Source organism: Bartonella gabonensis (assembly GCF_903679515.1).
GTDB classification, from domain to species: Bacteria; Pseudomonadota; Alphaproteobacteria; order Rhizobiales; family Rhizobiaceae; genus Bartonella; species Bartonella gabonensis.
On the sequence record NZ_CAHOYM010000066.1, the window covers coordinates 1 to 4,163 of the forward strand.

Sequence of the window (4,163 nt, forward strand, 5' to 3'; positions counted from 1 at the left end):
TTGATCAGGTAACAAAAACGTATGTCACGGATATTTGCTCAAAAGCAGTTGCAACCATTACCCCCTTTGTATCGATTGGGATAACAATCGCTTTTCTCATCTATGGATGGCTTATCATTCGTGGCGCTATAGATATGCCCCTCTCCGGATTTGTGAACCGTTGCCTGCGAGTGAGTATTATCACTTCAATAGCTCTCACTACAGGACTTTATCAAAGCGAAATTGCAAATTTGATAACAAGCATGCCCTATGATTTATCAAAAGTGCTCATCCCAAATCCACTCGATAATACACAATTAATGAAATTGCTTGACACAACAGCAGAAAATGGATTTCAATATGCAAGCCATCTTTTCGAAGAAGCCATCTTCTTCGACCCTAATGGATTGCTTTACGCTCTCTTAGGTACCCTCCTCTTGCTGGCAACAGGTTTCGTTGTGGTAATCGGTGGTGGCCTTGTTCTTCTAACAAAAATCGCTATCATACTTCTTGTGGGATTGGGGCCTATCTTCATTATTGCTCTACTCTGGCAACCAACCCACCGCCTTTTCAAACAATGGATCATCCAAGTCGTGAATTATATAATCCTCTTTCTACTCCTATCTACCGTATTTAATATTATGATGAACATCTTTATAAACTATGTGAACGGCATGCGTATCGATTACCAACAGAGTGCAAGCTATACGTTTGGGGGAGCTATCATCTTGTCCATTATATCCATCATGCTGTTACTCAAAATGTTAAGCATTGCCAATTCTCTCGCAAAAGGAATCACATTTGATCATCTATGGAAACATAAGAACTAGATGATAGAGCGTGAAACAATTCATGTAAGAACTCTCCTTAATATCTGATGATAAAATAACCTATATATTCCACCCTACAGTAAAACATATTGGCACTGAAATTGGATCATTTCATAAATAAAAATGAAATCAAAAAGTAAAATTTACACACTATGCACTTTACTTTATATTCAAAATAGCAATAATGATCAAAAATGTTAGAATACATCTAACAACAAAAAGAGTAATCTTAAAATGAAAAATATCATTCTTATAATTTTGATTGCAAACCTTTTATCGGCTTGTGCATTAGCACCAAAGCTAAAGCAACCAAATGAGAGAAATCGTGTGCCTATTAATAATACAATCCCTGCCGAAATTAAGCGAGGAGACAGATGAAAAAGCAAGTTATTATAACAGGAATCATTACTCTTTTGGGAAGTCTGAGTCTAACTCTAGCAGATGCAAACAGTAAGAAGCCTGATGATCATTCAGTTGTTAATCCGAATGATCCATCAACATTGTCTCCAGAAGAAAAAAAATCGGAAATTATTAAGTTATTAAAGAGACAAATTAAAGAAAGTAAAACACAGTTCCAAAAAACGGAAGAGATTTACCAATCTATAACAGGTAACAAAATACAAGACAAAATAAAAAAAAATCCAAATCATCACTTTTTTTATGATCCGGCTTTGAACTACCCATCCCCTCACAAAACCTACATGGGACTGACTCCTCGGCAATTTAAAAATATGCCTTATTTAGAAAGTCTTATGACTCAGACTAACATTGAAGAGCATAGGATTATGTTCTCATACATGAAATCGGATGAGATGCGCAACATAATTAATAAGCGTCTTGAATATAGTGGCATTATCGCTAAAGCCGTAAGCCTGCAAACTCTTTTGGATGCAGATAAGCGCTTTACACAAATTGTCGATTTATTAAATGATATAAATAAAACAGAAGATCTAAAAGATATTTTCGAGCTGCAAGCAAGCATCAGGCATATGTCAGCCATGATCCAAAATGAATATGCAAAACTACAAATGGTCATAAATTTAAGCGATAATCAAGAACCTTTTATTGATATACAAAAACGTAAACTGCATCAAAAAATTTTTGATGTGAGCAACAAGAATGTTCCTCACTTAAGATTTCAATAAAGTTCTTTGCAGCATGTTCTTTCTCTTTTCATGCAAACAAAAATCAATGTCTAAGATTTAATATTATCTCAACAATTCAAAGAAGCGTTGCAACCATTACCCCCTTTGTATCGATTGGGATAACAATCGCTTTTCTCATCTATGGATGGCTTATCATTCGTGGCGCTATAGATATGCCCCTCTCCGGATTTGTGAACCGTTGCCTGCGAGTGAGTATTATCACTTCAATAGCTCTCACTACAGGACTTTATCAAAGCGAAATTGCAAATTTGATAACAAGCATGCCCTATGATTTATCAAAAGCGCTCATCACCAATCCACTCAATGATAAAGAATTAATGAGATTGCTTGACACAACAGCAGAAAATGGATTTCAATATGCAGGCCGTCTTTTCCAAGAAACCATCTTTTTCGAAGCCAATGGACTGCTTTACGCTCTCTTAGGCATCCTCATCTTGCTGGCAACAAGCTTCGTCGTAGCAATTGGTGGTGGTCTCGTACTTCTAACAAAAATCGCTATCATACTTCTTGTGGGATTGGGGCCTATCTTCATTATTGCTCTACTCTGGCAACCAACCCACCGCCTTTTCGAGCAATGGATCATCCAAGTCGTGAATTACATAATCCTCTTTCTACTCTTATCGACGGTATTTAGTCTGATGATAAATATCTTTGCCAACTATTTGAGCGATATGAAACTCGATTACCAACAAAATATAGGCTTTATGTTTGGGGGTGCTCTCATCTTGTCCATTATATCCATTATGCTGTTACTTAAAATGTCAAGCATTGCCAATTCTCTCGCAAAAGGAATCACTTTTAGTCATCTATGGAGGCATAGAAGCTAAAATAGTGTAAGCAACGGTTCCCAAAACAGCTGCCCTTAAACATCTATAGGACAAAATAATCAACATATCCGCTCCTACAGTAAAACATATTGGCACTGAAATTGGATCATTTCATAAATAAAAATGAAATCAAAAAGTAAAATTTACACACTATGCACTTTACTTTATATTCAAAATAGCAATAATGATCAAAAATGTTAGAATACATCTAACAACAATAAAGAGTAATCTTAAAATGAAAAATATCATTCTTATAATTTTGATTGCAAACCTTTTATCGGCCTGTGCATTAGCACCAAAGCTAAAGCAACCAAATGAGAGAAATCGTGTGCCTATTAATAATACAATCCCTGCCGAAATTAAATGAGGAGACAGATGAAAAAGCAGTTTATTATAACAGGAATCATTGCTCTTTTGGGAATATTAAATTCAACATATGCAGGTGCTATTAATTTCCGAGATCTCCCATTTCGGGGCCATTCTTCAACGTCTATACAGAAGATATCGTCTACATCGGCACATCCCCCTTCACCTCCCACAAAAGGAGAATATGATGAAATTATCAAGCTGTTAAAACAACAGCTTGCGTTGAAATCAAAACAACTTGCAGAATCAGAAAAAGCTCTTCAAGCTATAGCAAAGAGTTCGGTAATGGGATCTCCACCAAAGTATATTATAGATTCTTTCCTCGCACAGCCAGAATTACTCTATAAGGGAAATCAGCATTCAAAGGAATCATATAAACGAGTGCAGGAAGAAGAACAAAAAATTTCTGGAACTATTGATGAAATAGGCAAAGCTCTTTCTGCGCGTTTACAATTTACATCATCTCTCGATAAAGCCGTAACTTTGAAAACTTTTGAGCACGTAAAAAATCGTTTTGAATACCTTAACAATCTATTAGACGAACTTCCAAAACAAGAAACCTTGAAAGACATTGCTGATTTTCAAACACATATCGACGGTGTATTAGCCTTAATCCAAAATGAATCTATAAAAATGCAAATGATCACACATCTTCGTAACGCTGAACATACACTTATCAAAATGAAAAGGCGTGAAGTTGATATGAAATTTTTTAATCATGAAAAAACAGGGATGCCTACCATACGATGAAAACAAAAGCTGATTTACAGGATTTAGTGCTCATCGGAAGAGTTAGAGAAGCAGAGAGGATTTTATCAAAGTCATGATAATCGTGGTGAAACGACTTAAGTAATGTATAAATGCAAAGGAAGCCTTTAGCATATATCTGTGTCTCAAGATGATAAAAATTTGACTATTCGTTAAAGAGGAATGCCATGAACTTTATTATGTTCACGCAACTTTTCGATAAAATTGATCAGGTAACAAAAACGTAT

The 4,163-nt window shown here is 35.6% G+C and carries 6 protein-coding genes; all 6 read left to right on the plus strand.

Annotated elements, in window-relative coordinates:
* The coding region (locus HWX04_RS07810; protein ID WP_175869568.1) for a TrbL/VirB6 family protein at window positions 1–809 on the plus strand (809 nt) is incomplete at its 5' end.
* Window positions 810–1,043: 234 nt separating this feature from the next.
* A complete protein-coding gene (locus HWX04_RS08375) occupies window positions 1,044–1,187 on the plus strand; it encodes a TrwH protein (RefSeq protein ID WP_175868913.1) in 144 nt (47 codons plus the stop codon).
* The gene (locus HWX04_RS07815) at window positions 1,184–1,954 is read left to right on the plus strand and encodes a TrbJ/VirB5 family protein (RefSeq protein ID WP_175869569.1); all 771 of its coding nucleotides are present in this window, start codon (window positions 1,184–1,186) and stop codon (window positions 1,952–1,954) included. The genes HWX04_RS08375 and HWX04_RS07815 overlap by 4 nt, the downstream gene beginning before the upstream one ends.
* 62 nt (window positions 1,955–2,016) lie before the next feature.
* The gene (locus HWX04_RS07820) at window positions 2,017–2,802 is read left to right on the plus strand and encodes a TrbL/VirB6 family protein (RefSeq protein ID WP_175869571.1); all 786 of its coding nucleotides are present in this window, start codon (window positions 2,017–2,019) and stop codon (window positions 2,800–2,802) included.
* Between the two features lie 235 nt (window positions 2,803–3,037).
* Complete coding sequence (locus HWX04_RS08380; protein WP_210259584.1) at window positions 3,038–3,169, plus strand: TrwH protein; 132 nt, start codon at window positions 3,038–3,040, stop codon at window positions 3,167–3,169.
* A gap of 8 nt (window positions 3,170–3,177) precedes the next feature.
* A complete protein-coding gene (locus HWX04_RS07825) occupies window positions 3,178–3,918 on the plus strand; it encodes a TrbJ/VirB5 family protein (RefSeq protein ID WP_175869570.1) in 741 nt (246 codons plus the stop codon).
* Window positions 3,919–4,163: the final 245 nt, after the last annotated feature.